Origin of the sequence: Cognatundibacterium squillarum (assembly GCF_014652435.1) — a bacterium.
Lineage (GTDB): Bacteria > Pseudomonadota > Gammaproteobacteria > Burkholderiales > Burkholderiaceae_D > Undibacterium > Undibacterium squillarum.
Window position 1 is genome coordinate 154,784 of sequence record NZ_BMYU01000004.1, and the last position, 18,405, is coordinate 173,188.

The following is an 18,405-nucleotide window of genomic DNA, read 5'->3' on the forward strand; positions in this document are numbered from 1 at the left end:
TGAGACCGGCAGTGTTTTGAGAGAGTCAGAAAAATGGGTTGGACAGAAATCGTTGTGGAAGTAGCCCGCGAACAGGCGGAACCTTTGTCAGATGCGCTGATGGAAGCCGGTGCTTTATCGGTTTCGGTAGAAGATGCCGACGAAGGAACCGAGGCTGAAAAGCCGCTGTTTGGCGAACCAGGCATGGAACCGGAAGAAACCGCGTGGGAGCGCAGCCGCGTCGTCGCGCTGGCAGACACCGACATCGACCATGCTGAACTGGTACGTATTGCTGCTGAAGCTATCGGTCTGGACGCAATCCCGGCATGGCAGACCCGCAATGTGGAAGAACAGGACTGGGTGCGCTTAACGCAGTCCCAGTTTGCGCCGATTCATATCGGCAAAAATATCTGGGTTGTGCCGAGCTGGCACGATGCACCGGAACCGGACGCACTGATCCTCGAACTGGATCCGGGTCTGGCATTCGGCACCGGCAGCCATCCGACCACACGCCTGTGTATGGAATGGCTGGAAGCGAACACACCCGCCGGTAAAACCGTGCTGGATTATGGCTGCGGCTCCGGCATTCTGGCGATGGTTGCTGCCAAGCTGCAGGCGAAATCCGTTGTCGGCGTGGATATTGATCCGCAGGCAATTGAATCTGCTAATTTCAATGCGGAACGCAATCAGTGCACTATCGAATACGCACTGCCTGAACCATTCGCAGCCAGTTATCCGGAATCCCATCAGTTCGATGTGGTCGTTGCCAATATCCTGTCCAGTCCGCTGAAACTGATGGCACCGATGCTGTCCGGCCGTGTTGCGCCAGGCGGTTCGCTGGTACTGTCCGGTGTACTGGCACGTCAGGCTGAAGAAGTTGCTGCTGCCTACGCACCGTTTATTGAACTGACTGTCTGGGCCGAGCACGAAGGCTGGGTTGCCCTGAGCGGTCAGAAGAAACTGTAAGCCTATGGCGCTCGCCACCCGCTGCCCCCATTGTCAGACGACGTTCCGGGTTGCCAATGACCAGCTCAAGCTGCATGCGGGGCTGGTGCGTTGCGGTGCCTGCCATCAAACTTTTAACGGCATAGAACATCTGGTACCGCCGGATCAGGCGCTGCGTCCGGCAACACCTGCCGCACCTGCTACACCAGTTGTACCGCCTGACGCTCCGGCGGCAGCGTCTGCTGCGCATACAGAGATCGCAGCGAACGCGCCTGCTGCATTTGCAGCGCCCGCTGACACGATTGCATCTGCCGAACCGGTAGTCGCCGCCGGCACGACCAGCGAATCTCAGGATGTGCCTGACATTCCGGTAAGCACCGCAGCGTTCACGTCCACAGTATCGGATGAGATCCGCACTGACGAAGTGCCCGCCGCTGAACGTTCTGAAAGTATCGTTGACGATAGCCTGTTTGCGGCATCCGAAGCACCGCAGGTCTGGACGCATCCTAAGCGTATTCCGCCAGCCGGTGACATCAGCCCAGATGCGGCACTGAGTTTCCCTGAGCCGGAAATTGTTTCCGCATCAGCTGAACATGAACCGGAAGAAACCTCTCCGCAGCAGGCAAACCCGCTCAACGCGCCGGAAGCGAATGCTGCTGAACGCGAAGAAGCACTGAATATTGCAAGCGCCTCTGAGATTGAGTTTGATCTTGGCGACGACATGCCATCCATGATGGCGGAACCCGTTGCTGCAGAACGCGCACCGGAACAGGACCTGGCGATGCAGATTGAGCTGGAAACCCGCGCTGCGCTGGCGGAACCCCAGATCGACTGGTCAGTCAGCGACAGTGCAGGCGAACTGCCGGTTGAACCTGAGCCCGATCCGGAAGCTACACTGGCTGCGCTGGATCTGAGCCTGCCGGAACCACCACCCGTCGCAGAAATTGCTGACCCCGAAACCACACCGGCAGAATCACTGGCTGCAACAACCGCCACGAACGAAGCGGAACACGACGACGATAAACCGGATTTTGTACTGCAGGCTGAACGGGCCGCACGGCGCGGACGGGTGATGACCATTGTCTACAGTTTGCTGATTCTGATTTTGCTGCCCCTGTGTCTGGGGCAACTGGCCATCGTTAACCGTAACAGCCTGGCGGCACATTATCCGCAAACCCTGCCTTTGCTGAAGCAAGTGTGTGCACCGCTGCATTGCGAAATCCGCTTACCGGCAAGGATTGATCAGATTTCTATCGAAGCGAATGAATTGCAGTCACTGGATGCCGACCGAAATCTGTTCCAGTTGAATGTACAGTTACTGAATACCAGCAGCGCACCGATGGCGTGGCCGCATCTGGAACTGCAGCTGAATGACAGCAAAGACAAACCGGTCATTCTGAAAAGTTTTGCACCGAAAGACTATCTGCCGGAAGGCACTGATGCGGTCAAAGGCATTGCCGGTCATGGTGATCAGCAGGTCAAAATTTACTTTGAACTGAGCACCAGCAAAGCGTCCGGCTATCACGTAGCCGCTTTTTACCCCTGAGATCCCCCTTATTTCATGCGGGTTTCCAGCCTGCCTGCCCGGAGAGCCAGACAGGACGCGGCTTTCCGGCAGGGGTAGCCCGCAAGCCTTACAGCATGCGGGCTTCAGGGCGTCAGCCTTGCTGAGCCTGTTTTAAAGCTGCTGCGAGACGCGCTCCGCACACCGCATTATTTTTGACCAGCGCAATATTGGTCGTCAGACTGCGGCCTTCGGTCAGCTCCTTAATTCGTGCCAGCAGGAATGGTGTCACCGCTTTGCCGCCTATGCCCTGCTGTTCTGCTTCTGCCAGCGCCTGATTCGTCATCGCCTCGATTTCCGCCTCCGGCATCGCATCCGCTTCCGGTACCGGATTCGCAATCACCACGCCGCCCTGCAGCCCCAGTTCCCATTTGGTTTTCAGGAATGCTGCCTGCTGCTCCGGCGTATCCAGACGAAAATCTGCTTTGAAGCCACTGTTGCGGGTGAAAAAGGCCGGGAATGCCTCCTGCCCGACCGATACCACCGGCACACCGTGGGTTTCCAGATATTCCAGTGTCAGCCCCAGATCCAGAATCGACTTCGCACCCGCACAAACAACGGCTACCGAGGTTTGCGCCAGTTCCTGCAAGTCTGCAGAAATATCAAAGCTGGTTTCTGCACCACGGTGTACGCCACCGATACCACCGGTCACAAACACCGGAATGTTCGCCAGCGCAGCGCAAATCATGGTAGCGGCAACCGTGGTTGCGCCGAGTTTTTTCTCACTCAGCACATACGGCAAATCACGACGGCTGACTTTGATCACATCGCGCGATTGTCCGAGCAATTCCAGATCCGCATCCGACAAACCGATATGAATACGGCCATTCATGATGGCAATCGTTGCCGGAACCGCACCGTGATCACGGATAATCTGCTCCACTTCACGTGCTGTCTGCACATTCTGCGGATACGGCATGCCATGCGAAATGATGGTGGATTCCAGCGCCACGACCGGACGGCCTTCTGCCATTGCCTGCTGCACTTCCTGCGAAAACTGTAAATACTGCTGCATCTTTTCCTCACTCAAAAATAGCCGGATGAAGATCTCCGGCAACCGTTTGTTCACTCTGCAAAGTCAGCGCCGCCAGCTGTAAGCCCCGCTGCGCTGCCGCCTGTAAATCCTGTGGCGCCCGCATCAGACCGGCAATCACACCGGCACTGAATGCATCACCGGCGCCGGTCACATCCCGCACTTCCACCGGTAATGCAGGCAAATGCCACTCAGCGTCCTTCTGCACACCCCAGACACCATGTTCACCTGCTGTTACCAGCACGCTCTCCGCACCGCGCTGCAGTAACTGGCGGGCCAGTTGCGGCCAGTCAGTCTGCGCTGTTGCTGCATGGCCAGTCGCCGCCAGCAATTCATCCCGATTCAGGATCATCAGCGCGGTTCCATCCAGCCGTGCCGGTAGCCTTGCCATTTTCGGTGCAGATACGGCGATCAGCGCCAGCTTCTGCATTCCTTTAATGCTGCGCTGCGCCAGCCATGCCAGGGTTTCCGCCGGCAGATTCATGTCTGCCACCAGCCACGGAAAACCGCTGGCGGGTAAGTGACTGCTCAGATAGCGCACGTCCAGTTGTTCATAAATATCCATTACCGCCAGCGCCAGCGTCATTTCACCCTGCGCATCCAGCACCGCAGTATAGGTACCGCTGGACATCGCCGGACAAAGGCGGCTCAGCGAAGTATCAATACCGCAGCCAGCGGCGTGCTGCATCAAGCCCTGGCCAGCGCTGTCTGTACCCACTGCCGTCAGCAAGCTGACTGCGACACCGGTACGCGCCAGATTTTCAGCAATATTGCGTGCCACGCCGCCGAAACTTTCGGTCATGCTGGCCGGATTCGAAGTTCCCATCTGCAAAGCGCCGGTAGTACGCAGCTTACGATCTGTATTCGCACCGCCGATACACAGCACGCGCGCGGCCTCCGGAAACTGGTACGCCCTTCCGAGTATCCGCCCATCCCGAATCAGGCCTGCAATGTGTCCGGCCACGGCAGAACGCGACAAATCCAGACAATCTGCCAGCTCTTGCTGGGAAATCATCGGACGGGCGCGGATCAGCGCATATAACTGCTCTTTTTTAGACATCAGACGCCTTCAATTTTGCACATCTGCACTTATGCAGAATTCCACATTCAAACAATTGTTTGCAACACTAAACATTTGTTCGATTATAGTCAAGGCAAGTCCCTGCTCCGGCGGCTTTTTTTGCATAACAGCAGGGGAAGAATTTGACAGCACACCGCCGTCAGGCCACAATCTGCGCCGCCGCCAGAATCAAATCCATTTAAGCGGCGCCGGCATCGTTATTTCTGATCTGTTTCCCCCCGTATTGCAGACTTTCAGGCCCGCCTTTCCGGGCATTGCAGCCTTCACCTGCAATACTGCCAGTCACGGGTAAAAAACCGTTCTGCAGACGCCGGCAGAGACCAATCCTGCAAACGCCGGACGACAGCTGACAGAATCGCAATACACCTTATCTGCTATGCAGATTCAGCATTTTTCCGAAAGCGGGAACTGCACAAAAAACAGGCAAAAACCGCGATTCTGCTTGACTGCTGACAGGCGGACATAGTTAAATACGAAAACGTTTGCGCAATCGTTTGCGCAACGATTAATAAAAACGAGTTACAAGATCATGAAGCCACAAATCTGTGTTGTCGGCAGTTTCAATATGGACCTGGTGTTCCGCACGCCGCGTATGCCTGCGGTAGGCGAAACCCTGCACGGTCACGAATTCCGTCAGATCCCGGGCGGCAAAGGCGCCAATCAGGCCGTTGCTGCCGCACGTCAGGGCGCACACGTCCACTTTGTCGGTGCTGTCGGTGACGATGGTTTTGCCGCGAATGCGCGCGAAGCACTGTCGGCAGACCAGATCAGCCTGAACCACCTGCACAGCATTCCTGCGACGGCAACCGGCGTGGCCGGTATTCTGGTGGACGACGCCGGCAGCAACAGCATTGTGCTGGCTGCGGGTGCGAATGCCTGTCTGAGTACTGCGCACATTGATGCCGCAGCGGACAGCATCCGCCAGTCTGCAATGCTGATCTGCCAGCTGGAAACACCGATGGCGACCGTCACCCATGCCATCCGTACTGCAAAACAGGCGAATGTGGCTGTCGTGCTGAATCCGGCACCGGCACAAGCGCTGGACAGTGAACTGCTGGCCATGGTTGATTACCTGATTCTGAATGAAACCGAAGCCGGTCAGCTGAGCGGCATAAACGTGACCGACCGCGACAGCGCACAGCGCGCTTCCGAAGCCCTGCTGGCGATGGGTATCCGTGTTGTGCTGCTGACGATGGGCGGCGACGGTGCGATCATTGCAGAAGCCGGGAACGTTCGTTTCGTTCCGGCAGTCAGAGTCAGCGTGGTTGACACCACTGCAGCCGGCGACACATTTGTCGGTGCATTTGCGGTTGGTATCGCCAATGGCTTAACACTGGATCAGGCTGTAACTGAAGCACAGTACACTGCGGCAATTACCGTCACACGCCTCGGCGCACAAACCAGTATTCCGCAACGTGCGGAAGTACTGGCGCTGATGAAAGAAAGACAGGCGGCCTGAGGTCAGGCTGCAACGGGCAGTGAAGTAAGTTTTGATACAATTTTTGCGCGGCGCGTGTTCACACCCGCCGCGTTTGGCATGTGATCAGGAACCCCGCCGGCAGACCGGCACATGCGGATCACCCTACAACTGAATAAGGAAGCTCTCATGAAACTGAAGCAAATCAGTCTGACTCTGGTCAGCATGCTGGCAGCAGCCAGTGCTTATGCAGCAGACCCGAAATTTGCCGTGATTTACGATGCCGGTGGTAAGTTTGATAAATCCTTCAATCAGTCCGCATCGGAAGGCGCTGAGCGCTTCAAAAAAGAAACGAAAATCGGTTTCATGGAAGTACAGGTTGCCAGCGACACACAAACTGAACAGGTATTGCGTAATCTGGCCCGTAAAAAAGTGGATCTGATCGCGGCAATCGGTTTCGGTCAGGCACAGGCTGTGCAAAACGTTGCCAAAGAATTTCCGGCAACCCGCTTTGTACTGATTGACGGCGTGGCAAACGGTGCCAACGTAAGTTCGGTACTGTTTAAAGAGCAGGAAGGTTCTTATCTGGTTGGCGTTGCTGCTGCACTGGCATCCAAATCCAAAAAAGTCGGCTTCATCGGTGGTATGGATATTCCGCTGATCCGCAACTTCTCCTGCGGTTACGCACAGGGCGTGAAAGCCACTGACGGCAAAATCGAAGTTGTGCAAAACATGGTCGGCACTACCACTGCCGCATGGAATGATCCTGCTAAAGGTGGTGAACTGGCACGTGCCCAAATCGAACGCGGCGTGGATGTGATCTTCGCAGCAGCCGGTGGCAGTGGTCTGGGTACCCTGCAGGCAGTCAAAGAAAAAGGCAAACTCGGTATCGGCGTGGATTCCAACCAGAACTACCTGCATCCGGGAAATATGCTGACCTCCATGGTAAAGCGTGTTGATCAGGCGATTTACGACAGCTTCATGCAAGTGAAAAACGGCACATGGAAAGCCGGTATCGTCTATAAAGGCGTCAAAGAAGGCGGCGTTGACTGGGCGCTGGATAAAGATAACCGCAGCGTCATCAGCGCGGATATCGAAAAACGGGTGAATGCAGCGAAGCAGGACATCATCAACGGTAAGATCAATGTTGTTGATTTCCGCGAAGCCAAAAAATGCCCGGCCTGATGTTCACGGTCTGAAACCACAGGGGCGTTACACAACGCCCCGTCATTTTTTTAGTACTTAATTCTTTTTGCTTTCCTGGTACCCGGAACCTATGCAGCCAGCTGTCGAATTCCAAAACATATCCAAGCGCTTCGGTGCCGTTCAGGCCAACCGCGATGTGAGTTTTTCTATCGCCAGTGGCTCTATACACGGCGTGATCGGTGAAAATGGTGCGGGTAAATCCACGCTGATGAGCATCCTGTACGGCTACTATCAGGCCGACGAGGGCAATCTGCTGATCAACGGTAAAGCAGAAAAAATCCATAACAGCCACGAAGCGATTGTGCTGGGCATCGGCATGGTGCATCAGCATTTTATGCTGGTCGAAAACATGACCGTGCTCGACAACGTGATGCTGGGCGGCGAAGGCGGCTTCCGCCTGAATGCGAACCGCAAAAAAGTCGAGGCTGAACTGCGTGAGATCTGCCAGCGTTACTCGCTGGATGTGGATCCGCTCGACAAAATTGAAGACCTGTCTGTCGGTGTGCAGCAGCGTGTAGAAATTCTGAAACAAATCTACCGCAGCGCTAACATCCTGATTCTGGATGAACCGACCGCTGTGCTGACGGTACAGGAAACCCAGTCGCTGTTTGATGTGTTACGCCTGTTCAAAGAGCAAGGCAAAACCATCATTCTGATCACCCATAAACTGCAGGAAATTCTGGACATCACGGATGAAGTGACCGTGATGCGTGCCGGTACCGTAGTTGGCTCTGTGCATACCCGCGACACCAGCAAAGAACAGCTGGCAGAAATGATGGTCGGTCGTCCGATCGAAACCCAGCTGCCGCGTGCGCCTTACAATCCGGGCAAAGTGGTGCTGGATGTGCAAAACCTGAATCTGATCAACAGCCAGCAGGTCAGCCTGCTGAAAGACATCAGCTTCAATATCCGCGCCGGTGAAATCGTGGCGCTGGCCGGTGTATCCGGCAATGGTCAGAGTGAATTGCTGGAAATCCTCAGCGGTATGCGTCTGCCGGGCTCCGGTCAGATTACGCTGGATGGCGCTGCTCTGCCGTATCAGGGCAAAAAAGACGCCGATGGTCTGCCAGCGCGTTACCGCGAACTGGGCATTGCCCACGTTGCGGAAGATCGTCTGCGCCACGCCGTCGTAAAAAACTTTTCGGTACTGATGAACAGCTTCCTCGGTTACCAGAATAAATTCCGCAAAGCCCTTGGCCTGCTCGATAAAAAAGCGATTGCTGAACACTGCGACAAAATGATCCGTGATTTCGACGTGCGTCCGGCTGATCCGGCGCTGCGTATCGCGCTGCTGTCCGGTGGCAATCAGCAAAAAGTGGTGATGGCGCGTGAAATGGCCGCCAGCCCGAAACTGATTCTGGTCGGTCAGCCTACCCGCGGTGTGGATATCGGCACGATTGAAAGTCTGCATGCCCGCCTGCTGGCGCTGCGTGATGCCGGTGTCGCGATTTTGCTGGTATCGGTGGAACTGGAAGAAGTGCGTGCACTGGCAGACCGGATTCTGGTCATGTCCGGTGGCTGCATTACCGGTGAACTGAAAGTCGAAGAATTTGACGCAACGAAGATCGGCCTGCTGATGGGCGGCCTGCACAAGCACTGATTGCCGTCTGCAACCTATCTGAACTGAGTGACAACATCTTATGAATCAAGCTGATCTGCCACGCTGGGCCACTTCGGTCGCCATGCCCCTGTTGAATCTGCTGTCTGCTTTGCTGGTCGCAGCCGGTGTGATTTACCTGCTCGGAGAAAATCCGGCCGAATCGATGGGCATCCTGATCAATTCAGCGGTGCTCAATCCTGAAGGTCTGGGCTATACCCTGTTTTACGCCGCCACATTTATCTTTACCGGTTTATCGGTATCGATCGCAATGCAGGCCGGTCTGTTCAACATCGGCAGCGAAGGCCAGATGTATCTGGGCGGTCTGGGTGCCACGCTGGTTTTACTGGCACTGGATCACACCCTGCCGGGCTGGTTACTGATTCCGGCAGCGATTGCCGGTGCGGTGCTGTTCGGTGGCCTGTGGGCATTTGTACCCGGCTATCTGCAGGCAAAACGCGGCAGCCATGTGGTGGTCACCACCATCATGTTTAACTTTATTTCCGCCAGCCTGATGAACTACGTCATCGTCAGCCATCTGATTCCTGACGGTGAGCAAAGCCCGGCCAGCCGCGTGTTTGCGGAAAGCGCATGGCTGCCGAAACTCAACAGCATACTGCCGGTACTGGGTGAAACACCGCTGAACATCAGCTTTGTGCTGGCGCTGGTGGCACTGGTCATTTACGGTATCGCGGTCTGGCGTACCAGCTGGGGTTACCAGTTGCGCGCTGCCGGTCTGAATCCGCATGCGGCGCACTACGCCGGTATTTCCATCAGTAAAACCATCATCGTCACCATGCTGATCTCCGGTGGTCTGGCGGGTCTGGCGGCAGTGAATCCGGTCATGGGTTCCACTCACTATCTGGGTCTGAACTTCCCTGCCGGTGCCGGTTTTATCGGGATTGCGATTGCACTGATGGGTCGTCAGCATCCGGTCGGTATTCTGTTGTCGTCGATCCTGTTCGGCGCACTGATACAGGGTGGCTTTGACCTGTCTCTGGAGAAACCGAATATTCCGCCGGAGACCTTCATTTTCATTCAGGGTCTGATTATTCTGTTCTGCGGTGCGATGGAAAACCTGTATGCACCGGTTCTGTCGGCCATGTTCAAACGTAAGGACAAATGATGTTTGACGATTTTCAGTTTGCCAGCATTCTGGTATCCACTGTCCGTAACGCACCGGTACTGATTTTTGCAGCGATGGCAGGTTTGTTTGCCGAACGCAGCGGTGTGGTTGATCTGGCGCTTGAGGGCAAAATGCTGGCCGCCGCGTTTGTGTCTGCCGCCGTTGGTTTTGCCACCCAGAATCCGTGGCTGGGCATTGCCGCCGGTATCGCGGTATCTGCCGCGATTGCATTGCTGCAGGGCTTTGTCAGCATTACGCAAAAAGGCAATCAGCTGGTTGCCGGTATCGCGCTGAATATCGCACTGAGCGGCCTGACTTTCGTGCTGGCGCAATTCTTCTTTATGCAGGGCGGACGCACGCCGGATCTGGGTGCAGCACGTCTGAGCACCATCGTACTGCCGGGTGCGGAAGCCGTGGCCGGTGTGCCGGTGATCGGCTGGATTTACAGCAGCCTGCTGAGCGGCCACACGATTCTGACGTATCTGGCGTTCGCGCTGATTCCGCTGGTGCACTGGGTGATTTATCACACCCGCTTCGGCCTGCGTCTGCGTGCTGTCGGTGAAAACCCGCATGCAGCGGATGCTGCCGGTGTGAACGTGGAACTGACCCGCTTTATGGCAATGCTGACCGCAGGCGTACTGTGCTCTTTGTCCGGCGCCTATCTGTCCGTGGTACAGAGCGGTTTCTTCCTGCGTGATATGTCCGCAGGTAACGGTTATCTGGCGCTGACTGCGCTGGTATTCGGCAACTGGCGTCCGGTGTATACCGCGCTGGGCTGTCTGATGTTTGGTTTCTTTGCTGCGTTACAAGTACAGATCGAAGGCGTGGTCTTCCCTGTGATCGGTAAGGTACCGGGATCGCTGATTCAGATGATTCCGTATGTTGTGACCGTCGTCGTTCTGGCCGGTCTGATGGCAAAATCTGTAGCACCAAAAGCCATCGGTCAGCCATTTGTGAAATCACGTTAATGCCGGTGCGCAGGCCGCGCTGCCGGAGCAGCCGCGGCCATCTGTAACGCACATCGCAGAATACGGCCTCCTTGAACCGGGTCTATTGCAACAAATCGCTTCGCGTCTGGGTTCTGACCAATGGCCAGCCGGAGCAATTTTGGAGAATATCCATGCAAGTTAAACATAAAGTCATATTTGATACAGACCCGGGTGTCGACGATGCAATGGCGTTGTACTTTGCTCTCGCGCACCCTGAAATCGATGTAGTGGGTATCACCACAACCTTCGGTAATGTTTATGTCGAACAGGCGACCATCAATGCGCTGTACCTGACACGCATCGCGGGACGTGAAATCCCGGTCGCACAAGGTGTGAATGTGCCATTCGCGAAAGCGGCCGGTACACCGCCTGACTTTATCCACGGCGCAGACGGTCTGGGCAATCTGCCTGGCCGCGCCAGTGTGACTGCGAAAGCAGAAACCGAAAGTGCTGCTGAATTTATCGTTAAGATGGCACGTCAGCATCCGGGCGAAATTACTCTGGTGGCGGTCGGACCACTGGGTAACCTCGGTCTGGCACTGAAAATGGAACCGCAACTGCCTAAGCTGCTGAAACAGGTTGTGCTGATGGCCGGTACGGTGGATGAACCGGGCAATGTATCGCCGGTAGCGGAAGCAAACGTCTGGAATGATCCGGACGCAGCGGATCTGGTATTCACCGCAGGCTGGGACCTGACCATGGTTGGTCTGGATGTGACTCACCGCGTGGTATTGCCATCCTCTTTCTTTGCCCGTCTGGCAGAACAGCACAAACACATCGCGATGGATACCCTGTCGCACGCGGTGAATTTCTACGCCAACTTCTACCAGAGCATCCGTCCGGATCTGGGCCACGCCTGCTACGGTCACGATGTACTGGCATTCGTCTGGCTGGTTGCACCGGAAATTTTCGAAACCCGCAATGGCCGCGTCCGCGTTGCCAAAGAAGGTATCGGCAATGGTCAGACCATGATGGCAAAACTGCCGATTCCTTACCCGCAACCGGGCTGGGAACCAACCAAACCGGAAACCCGCGTTTGTATGAAAGTCGACGCAGAAGCCTGCGCACGCCTGATCGATTCCACCCTGTCCAGCGACTGGCTGAAACCAGCGCTGACTAACTGAGGAGAACCACATGCTGATTCAACCAGTTGATTACCGCGATCCGGATGCCGCCCGCAAATTCACCGAAAGCCTGCACAACACCGGCTTTGGCGTACTGACCAATCACCCGCTGTCGCAAGACTTGCTGAACACGATTTATCAGGAATGGTACGACTTCTATCAGACTGATGCGAAGAACAACTACCACTACGACAAAGAAAAAATGGACGGCTACTTTTCTCCGAAAGTATCCGAAACCGCCAAAGGCTTTGAAAAACGTGATCTGAAAGAGTTCTATCACATCTACCCTACCGGCCGTTATCCGACCGAAGTATCGGATGCTGCACGCCGCTACTACGACGCCGGTTCGAATCTGGCGAAAGAGTTGCTGCAATGGGTGGAAGATCACTCGCCGGCAGAAGTTAAAGCAGGTTATTCCATGCCGCTGTCTGACATGATCACCGACAGCGACCTGACCCTGCTGCGCGTGCTGCACTATCCGCCATTAAGCGGCGATGAAGAGCCTGGCGCAGTCCGTGCTGCCGCCCACGGCGACATCAACCTGCTGACCGTGCTGCCTGCAGCAACGCAAGCCGGTTTGCAAGTGCTGGGTAAAGATAATGCATGGCACGATGTACCGTGCGATTTCGGTATGCTGATCGTCAATATCGGCGACATGCTGCACGAAGCATCCGGCGGCTACTATCCGTCCACCATCCACCGCGTACTGAACCCGTCCGGCGAAGAAGCGAAAAAATCGCGTATTTCTCTGCCACTGTTCCTGCATCCGCGTCCTGATGTGAAACTGTCTGAGCGTTACACCTCCGGCAGCTATCTGCAGGAACGTCTGCGCGAACTGGGCGTGAAGTAAGCGGCCATGACCGGTACATCGCGTACCGGTCAGTTCCGGTCAAACCCATCCTGCCGTTCACCAGCGGGCATCAGCCATCCCTGATCTGCTCTGTTTGTGGACGGTATTTTTTTGTCTCAGCGTGAAAGCGTTGTGCAGAACTCCGCATCTGTGATTTTCTGACAGCCAGAGTTTCTGCCGACAAGCGGGGAATCGCTATGCCAGACTCCGCATTTCAGGCATTTTTACCCCATTTCCGGCGTTTCCACGCCGCGTTCAGGAGAACCTCAGATGAACCAGCAAGAACTGATCGCTGAAGCCAAAGCCGCACGCCAGCGCGCTTACGCACCGTATTCCCGTTTTCAGGTCGGCGCTGCCGTGCTGACCAAAGACGGCAAAGTCTTCCACGGCTGTAATGTTGAAAACGCCTCCTACGGCCTGTGCAACTGCGCAGAACGCACCGCCCTGTTCAGCGCCATCGCCGCCGGCTACCGTCCGCGCCAGTTCGCCAGCATCGCCGTCACCGGTAACACCGACGGCCCGATCGCCCCGTGCGGCGCCTGCCGTCAGGTCATGATCGAACTCGGCGGCCCGGAACTGGAAGTAATTCTGACCAACGAAAAAGGCGACATCAAAGTCACCACCGCCGGTGAACAATTACCGGATGCGTTTTATCTGGCGACAGAGTAAGAAGCCGGTTCAGCAGGTTGCGCTGTAGCGCAGCCTGCCAGACATTTGCGATGGCACTCAGGGCACCGCAGGCACCTGCCACACAATGCGCATGCCACTGGTGACCTGATAGCGCGGCAGGTAAGCAATGGCGCGCGGGTTGGATTTCAGCAGTGCGGCGATTTGTTCTGCGTTCATTTCCTGTGGTGGACGGCCGCGGCTGGTGAAGACCATGCGTGACCAGTAAGCACGCATCTGGTTGCGGTTTTTGCCGAGTAACTGCTGATAAAACTGGTCGCGGATATCGCTTTCGCTTAAATCCAGCGGCATCAGATGTTGGGCGGCGGCGCTGCTGGTCTGACCGGAAAAAACTGCGCTCAGGGTTTCTGCGCTGATGTCTTTTAATTCGTTTTTTTCACTGACCACGACCACGATACGCATATCGGGAGCACGTGCTTCGGCCGGTGCGAATAAGGCAGCGGTGAGTAACAAAGTATCGATGCCCATGTCAGTAACTCCAGTCCAGCACGACACTGAGTACCCGCACCCGTTCCTGACCTGCCGGCAGCGGCGATTGCAGCAAGCCGGGTTCTCCGGCATTCACCCGCACCTGATCCCATTGCGCTTTCAGCGCCATGCCGGGCCGTAAGTCCCAGCGCACACCCAGCGACAGCGTTTGCTGATCGTTACGTTTGCCCTGTAATAAAGCTTGCGCCGCTTTCTGTGCGCTGCCGCTGAGACGGTTTTCATCGAGATTGCTGATGCCGCGCAGGCTGGCGAAACTGATGTACGGTGTCCAGTCACCCACGCTGTAAGCGGCTGTCAGATACCATGCGCGCTGATCCGGCAGCACTTTTTTACGCAGATTGGTACGGGCAAATTCTCCCTGTATCAGCCACGGATGCTGCTCGTAACGAAAACCGGCATTGCTGTAATGCTGCCAGCCCAGCGCGCCGGTCTGGTAGTCGGCACCGGCTTGCGGATTTTGTGCTGTGATCAGATCTGCCACAGCCTGCGCTGCGGGTGCCTGATAATCGGTTTTTGCCACCAGCGTGGAAATGCGGAACAGCCAGTTGTTATCCGACAGGCTGAGTGCCAGCGCTGCGTTCGGATGGTTTTCATAACGGTATAAAGGACGCGCCAGTTTTGCCCGCCCTGCATGGGCGGTCAGCCCGACTTGCCAGTCGCTGAGCGGACGGTTGTAGCGCAGCATCACGCCGTCCACATTCGCCGTTTCTCCGCCGAGGTTGTACAGTTCTACCGGTGGTCTTACCCACGGCTGCGCATAACCGACTGCCTGATTATCCGATGTCAGAAACAATGTGTTCTGAAACCGTCCCGCCTGCAGCGCCCAGCCCGGAGCCGGTGTCCATTGCAGCATACCCCACAGCCACTCAGCACTGACTTCATCACCACCATTGCGCCTTGCCAGCACATGCGCAACAACCGCCAGCGATGGTGTCAGTGCATAACGCGCCTGTGCACCGAGCCGGTTGTCCAGTCTGCCGCTCCACTGATCATGCAGGATATTGCGGTAAGAAACCGTCGGCCGGTAACCTGCCTGTGCCTGATCGGTGGCAGCCAGTCCCAGCGTGCCGTAAGCATTCAGTGTCAGCGGCGATTCCGATGTATCGTCCGGCTGCGATTGCGCCAGTGCGGGCAGATTCAGTGCACAAGCCAGCAGTATCAGTCCGCATTCTGAAAAAAACCGTAAGCGCATGGTATTAAGCCTCGCTGTCTGTATGTTGCGGCAAACTCAGAATCATTTTTGTACCCTGCCCCGGCTGGCTTTCTGCATGAATTTCGCCACCCAGCACGCCGCTGACCAGGTTGTACACCATGTGCAAACCCAGTCCGTTACTGCCCTGCCCGAAACGGGTGGTGAAGAAAGGATCAAAAATCCGGCCCAGATCACCGGCTGCGATGCCGTGTCCGTTATCAGCAATGATGATGCGTACGCGGGCTGCAGCAGCAGATTGCGGACTGTCCTCGATATTTGCCGACACGGATAATTCCGGCGCACTGATTCCGCTTAAACCGTGTACCAGCGCATTGTCCACCAGTTGCATCAGTACGCGGTATAAAGCCTGATACGCGCAGGTCAGCTGCAATCCGGTCGTAATATGAATATTCAGAATCACACCCATACTTTGCCAGCGCGGCTGCGTATCGCGCATGACCTGTTGCAGCAACGTATCCAGCATCATCAGACCGGGTTCGGCGGCACTGTCTTCGGTAGCAATCGCTTTAAAACTCTGTACCAGACTGGCGGCGCGTTCGATATTCTTCAGCAGCAGCTCACCTGCCTGCCGGTTATCGCTCAGATACTGTTGCAGCGCAGAGCGGCGCAGACCGGTACTCACCTGCTGCTCAAAATCCTGCTGTTTATCCAGCATGGTGCTGGCAACCGTTAATGCGCTGCCCAGCGGCGTATTCAGTTCGTGTGCGACACCGGCCACCATGCGCCCCAGTCCGGATAATTTTTCGGACTGAATCAGTTTTTCCTGCGTTTGCTGCAAGGTGGATAAAGTCGTGGCCAGCGTCAGATTTTTTTCTGCCAGCTCAGCAGTGCGCTCTTCCACACGCTGCTCCAGCGCGGTATTCAGTTCGCGCAAGCGGTTCTGGGTTTCACGCAGATCACAAATATCCATCGCCACCAGCGTGGTGTAACGCTCGCCATCCACCACAAACGATTCGGCATACAACATGAAAGGATGGCGTGTGCCATCGGCCAGAATCATATCGATTTCCTGCGGCGGCAAGGCATCATGCAGCGCCAGCGCCTGCATAAGGCGCTGTTTTTCCTGCATGCTGATATACGGCCGGTGCGTCATTTTGAAATCTTCCAGCGGCCCGAAGCAGCGTATCGCTGCCAGATTCCGGTCGATACGCATCAGCACGCCTTCGCTGCTGCGACGGAACAACGCCATCGGAATCGGTGCGGCATTCATGACCGCCGCAAATTTTTTATCGCGGGTTTCCACCGCGCTGACCATGTGATTAAACTGGTGTGACAAATGCGCAAGCTCGTCCCGCCCCTGCTCAGGAATACGCCGCGTGTAATCGCCGCCGACAATATCCTGCATTGCCTGAATGACAGGATCGAGCCGTGCCTGCAGGCGCTGTCCGAAATACATCAGCACCCATGCCGTCAGCACCAGCCCCGCAATACTGACGGCCAGCGCGATATTCAGCATCTTTTGCAGCACCGCCGAAATATCGCCGGTTCCGATACCAAAGCGCACTTCGCCGACCTGATTGCCACTCAGCAAAACCGGCTGTTTCACATGATAAATCCCGGCTGCAATTGCATGTCCGGCATCGGCACTGGGTTCAGGCAGCGCCTGTCCGCGCAAGCCGACCGATAACAGCACTTGCTGCTTTTCATCGCGGATCACGATGTAGCGTAAACCTTCTTCCGACTCGCTGATCAGTTCACTGAAGAAATCACTGAGTACATCAAAACGCCGTTCAAATGCATACGGCGCGACGCTCAGATTGACGGACTGGGAAATCGTTTTGGCCGAGGTTTTCAGCGCCCGTTCCGCGCTTTCACGCAGCACTTCGGTGACGACCAGATAAAACAGCAGCAGCAGCACGGTCTGCAACAGCATCCCTGCCAGTAACAGCTTTCCTTTCAGACTGTGTCTCAGTGAAGCATGCTTCATCATGGCCCTGTGGCGGAGGTTCCGGCCGGTTCGGAGGAAAAATGCTAAGCTGCCGGTGCTTCTGAGTGTAATCGAAAATCACAGTGCTTCCGCGCAAACCGCTGGCAAATCTGCTCATCGATAGCGTAATTAAACTGTTGATTGCGTTTTTTTCCACAACTTTCATCAGGAAACACGCATGAACCCGACACAAGACCAGCAAGATCTATTCAGTCTGATTCAGCACGATGGCAGCGATAACAGCATCAGCCGCCGCCGTTTTTTACATACCGCACTGGGCGCAGGCTTTGCCGCCGCAGCCTTGCCGGTATGCGCACAAACCATGATCACCACACCGGATACCGGCCTCGTCACCGGCCAGTTTTCCGTTGATGTGCAGGGACAAGCCGTGCCGGTGTATCTGGCAAAACCTGCCAAAGGCAGCAATTTTCCGGTGATTCTGGTGACATCCGAAATTTTCGGCGTACACGCCCATATCGCCGATGTCGCGCGCCGTTTTGCGCAAGCCGGTTATCTGGCTGTCGCACCGGATTTATTCGTGCGTCAGGGTAATCCGGCGGCCTATCCGACCATTGCCGAACTGATCAGTCAGGTCATCAACAAAGTACCGGACCAGCAAGTGATGCAGGATCTGGATGCGGTGCTGGCGTGGGCGAAAACGCAGGGCGGCGACATCAGCCGCGCGGCGATTACCGGCTTTTGCTGGGGTGGCCGCATCACCTGGCTGTATGCCGCGCATAATCCGTCTATCCGCGCCGGTGTCGCATGGTACGGCCGCCTCACCGGCAACCAGTCTGCGCTGAATCCTCAGCATCCTGTGGATATTGCCGCCGGCCTGCGCGTACCGGTGCTGGGCTTATACGGTGCCAAAGATACCGGCATCCCGCTGAGCAGCGTGGAAGCGATGCAGAAAGCGCTGGCGCAGGGCAAGAGCCAGTCCGCCTTCCATGTCTATCCGGATTCCGGCCATGCTTTCCACGCCGACTACCGCCCGAGCTACGTGGAAGCCGATGCACGCGACGGCTGGCAGCGCTGCCTGCAATGGCTGCGCGATCATCAGGCAATCTGAAACGAAACTTTTGCCAAGGTTTTGCAGCGGCCGCAATTGCACAATGGCGGCCGCTGTGCTTTAATCTGCAACTTGGTTGCAATTTCAAAGGCTACAAAATTTCATCCCC

Annotated in this window: 16 protein-coding genes; 11 read left to right on the forward strand and 5 right to left on the reverse strand. The window is 56.1% G+C overall.

The window, feature by feature from the left end; all coding sequences use genetic code 11:
• Window positions 1-33: 33 nt before the first annotated feature.
• Both prmA and IE092_RS09790 read left to right on the forward strand, forming a co-directional pair.
• A complete protein-coding gene (gene prmA / locus IE092_RS09785) occupies window positions 34-945 on the forward strand; it encodes a 50S ribosomal protein L11 methyltransferase (RefSeq protein WP_189356988.1) in 912 nt (303 codons plus the stop codon).
• 4 nt (window positions 946-949) lie between these two features.
• A complete protein-coding gene (locus IE092_RS09790) occupies window positions 950-2,470 on the forward strand; it encodes a DUF3426 domain-containing protein (protein ID WP_189356989.1) in 1,521 nt (506 codons plus the stop codon).
• Between the two features lie 112 nt (window positions 2,471-2,582).
• On the opposite strand, the gene IE092_RS09795 is transcribed toward IE092_RS09790, so the two are convergent.
• Both IE092_RS09795 and IE092_RS09800 read right to left on the reverse strand, forming a co-directional pair.
• The gene (locus IE092_RS09795; protein ID WP_308427128.1) at window positions 2,583-3,503 is read right to left on the reverse strand and encodes a pseudouridine-5'-phosphate glycosidase; all 921 of its coding nucleotides are present in this window, start codon (window positions 3,501-3,503) and stop codon (window positions 2,583-2,585) included.
• Window positions 3,504-3,510: 7 nt separating this feature from the next.
• A complete protein-coding gene (locus tag IE092_RS09800; protein WP_189356991.1) occupies window positions 3,511-4,581 on the reverse strand; it encodes a PfkB family carbohydrate kinase in 1,071 nt (356 codons plus the stop codon).
• Between the two features lie 550 nt (window positions 4,582-5,131).
• Between IE092_RS09800 and rbsK the strand changes: the two genes are divergently transcribed.
• From rbsK to IE092_RS09845, 8 genes are all read left to right on the forward strand, one after another.
• Window positions 5,132-6,061, forward strand: a complete 930-nt coding sequence (gene rbsK / locus IE092_RS09810) for a ribokinase (RefSeq protein WP_189356993.1) — start codon at window positions 5,132-5,134, stop codon at window positions 6,059-6,061.
• 147 nt (window positions 6,062-6,208) lie between these two features.
• Window positions 6,209-7,204, forward strand: coding sequence for a BMP family lipoprotein (locus IE092_RS09815; RefSeq protein ID WP_189356994.1), 996 nt, complete (start codon window positions 6,209-6,211; stop codon window positions 7,202-7,204).
• Between the two features lie 91 nt (window positions 7,205-7,295).
• Window positions 7,296-8,825: an ABC transporter ATP-binding protein gene (locus IE092_RS09820; protein ID WP_189356995.1), complete on the forward strand. Its 1,530-nt coding sequence runs from the start codon at window positions 7,296-7,298 to the stop codon at window positions 8,823-8,825.
• Window positions 8,826-8,865: 40 nt separating this feature from the next.
• Window positions 8,866-9,948, forward strand: coding sequence for an ABC transporter permease (locus tag IE092_RS09825; protein WP_189356996.1), 1,083 nt, complete (start codon window positions 8,866-8,868; stop codon window positions 9,946-9,948).
• Window positions 9,945-10,916, forward strand: coding sequence for an ABC transporter permease (locus IE092_RS09830; RefSeq protein ID WP_189356997.1), 972 nt, complete (start codon window positions 9,945-9,947; stop codon window positions 10,914-10,916). Before IE092_RS09825 ends, IE092_RS09830 begins: the two co-directional genes overlap by 4 nt.
• Window positions 10,917-11,068: 152 nt before the next feature.
• Window positions 11,069-12,061: a nucleoside hydrolase gene (locus IE092_RS09835; protein WP_189356998.1), complete on the forward strand. Its 993-nt coding sequence runs from the start codon at window positions 11,069-11,071 to the stop codon at window positions 12,059-12,061.
• 10 nt (window positions 12,062-12,071) lie between these two features.
• A complete protein-coding gene (locus IE092_RS09840; RefSeq protein WP_189356999.1) occupies window positions 12,072-12,911 on the forward strand; it encodes an isopenicillin N synthase family oxygenase in 840 nt (279 codons plus the stop codon).
• 270 nt (window positions 12,912-13,181) lie between these two features.
• Window positions 13,182-13,580: a cytidine deaminase gene (locus tag IE092_RS09845; RefSeq protein WP_189357000.1), complete on the forward strand. Its 399-nt coding sequence runs from the start codon at window positions 13,182-13,184 to the stop codon at window positions 13,578-13,580.
• Between the two features lie 57 nt (window positions 13,581-13,637).
• Here IE092_RS09845 and IE092_RS09850 read toward each other — a convergent pair whose 3' ends face one another.
• Genes IE092_RS09850 through IE092_RS09860 form a run of 3 tightly spaced genes read right to left on the reverse strand, consistent with a single transcriptional unit; the run spans window position 13,638 to window position 17,230 of the window.
• Window positions 13,638-14,066, reverse strand: coding sequence for a hypothetical protein (locus tag IE092_RS09850; RefSeq protein WP_189357001.1), 429 nt, complete (start codon window positions 14,064-14,066; stop codon window positions 13,638-13,640).
• A 1-nt stretch (window position 14,067) separates the two neighbouring features.
• The gene (locus IE092_RS09855) at window positions 14,068-15,279 is read right to left on the reverse strand and encodes a hypothetical protein (protein WP_189357002.1); all 1,212 of its coding nucleotides are present in this window, start codon (window positions 15,277-15,279) and stop codon (window positions 14,068-14,070) included.
• 4 nt (window positions 15,280-15,283) lie between these two features.
• Window positions 15,284-17,230 carry an ATP-binding protein gene (locus IE092_RS09860; RefSeq protein WP_189357003.1) on the reverse strand — a complete coding sequence of 649 codons (1,947 nt, stop codon included), beginning with the start codon at window positions 17,228-17,230 and terminating at the stop codon, window positions 15,284-15,286.
• A 175-nt stretch (window positions 17,231-17,405) separates the two neighbouring features.
• On the opposite strand from IE092_RS09860, the gene IE092_RS09865 reads away from it, so the two are divergent.
• Window positions 17,406-18,296, forward strand: coding sequence for a dienelactone hydrolase family protein (locus IE092_RS09865; RefSeq protein ID WP_189357004.1), 891 nt, complete (start codon window positions 17,406-17,408; stop codon window positions 18,294-18,296).
• The last annotated feature ends 109 nt before the right edge of the window (window positions 18,297-18,405 follow it).